Origin of the sequence: Vibrio maerlii (genome assembly GCF_003415655.1) — a bacterium.
GTDB lineage: Bacteria > Pseudomonadota > Gammaproteobacteria > Enterobacterales > Vibrionaceae > Vibrio > Vibrio maerlii.
Map to the genome: position 1 here is coordinate 1 of NZ_QRHC01000027.1, position 1,456 is coordinate 1,456.

Here is a 1,456-nt window from a genome sequence, read left to right on the forward strand (position 1 = left end):
TTCGTATAAGGAGGTGATCCAGCCCCAGGTTCCCCTAGGGCTACCTTGTTACGACTTCACCCCAGTCATGAACCACAAAGTGGTGAGCGTCCTCCCGAAGGTTAAACTACCCACTTCTTTTGCAGCCCACTCCCATGGTGTGACGGGCGGTGTGTACAAGGCCCGGGAACGTATTCACCGTGGCATTCTGATCCACGATTACTAGCGATTCCGACTTCATGGAGTCGAGTTGCAGACTCCAATCCGGACTACGACGCACTTTTTGGGATTCGCTCACTTTCGCAAGTTGGCCGCCCTCTGTATGCGCCATTGTAGCACGTGTGTAGCCCTACTCGTAAGGGCCATGATGACTTGACGTCGTCCCCACCTTCCTCCGGTTTATCACCGGCAGTCTCCCTGGAGTTCCCGACATTACTCGCTGGCAAACAAGGATAAGGGTTGCGCTCGTTGCGGGACTTAACCCAACATTTCACAACACGAGCTGACGACAGCCATGCAGCACCTGTCTCAGAGTTCCCGAAGGCACCAATCCATCTCTGGAAAGTTCTCTGGATGTCAAGAGTAGGTAAGGTTCTTCGCGTTGCATCGAATTAAACCACATGCTCCACCGCTTGTGCGGGCCCCCGTCAATTCATTTGAGTTTTAATCTTGCGACCGTACTCCCCAGGCGGTCTACTTAACGCGTTAGCTCCGAAAGCCACGGCTCAAGGCCACAACCTCCAAGTAGACATCGTTTACGGCGTGGACTACCAGGGTATCTAATCCTGTTTGCTCCCCACGCTTTCGCATCTGAGTGTCAGTATCTGTCCAGGGGGCCGCCTTCGCCACCGGTATTCCTTCAGATCTCTACGCATTTCACCGCTACACCTGAAATTCTACCCCCCTCTACAGTACTCTAGCCTGCCAGTTTCAAATGCAGTTCCGAGGTTGAGCCCCGGGCTTTCACATCTGACTTAACAAACCACCTGCATGCGCTTTACGCCCAGTAATTCCGATTAACGCTCGCACCCTCCGTATTACCGCGGCTGCTGGCACGGAGTTAGCCGGTGCTTCTTCTGCAGCTAACGTCAAATCCATACGCTATTAACGTATGAACCTTCCTCACTGCTGAAAGTACTTTACAACCCGAAGGCCTTCTTCATACACGCGGCATGGCTGCATCAGGCTTGCGCCCATTGTGCAATATTCCCCACTGCTGCCTCCCGTAGGAGTCTGGACCGTGTCTCAGTTCCAGTGTGGCTGATCATCCTCTCAGACCAGCTAGGGATCGTCGCCTTGGTGAGCCTTTACCTCACCAACTAGCTAATCCCACCTGGGCTAATCTTGACGCGAGAGGCCCGAAGGTCCCCCTCTTTGGCCCGAAGGCRTTATGCGGTATTAGCCATCGTTTCCAATGGTTATCCCCCACATCAAGGCATATTCCCAGGCATTACTCACCCGTCCGCCGCTCGACGCC

The 1,456-nt window shown here is 54.0% G+C and carries 1 rRNA gene; it reads right to left on the reverse strand.

The features are described from left to right. Positions 1–6 precede the first annotated feature (6 nt). A 16S ribosomal RNA gene (locus DPF91_RS21675) occupies positions 7–1,456 on the reverse strand; the annotation flags it as partial.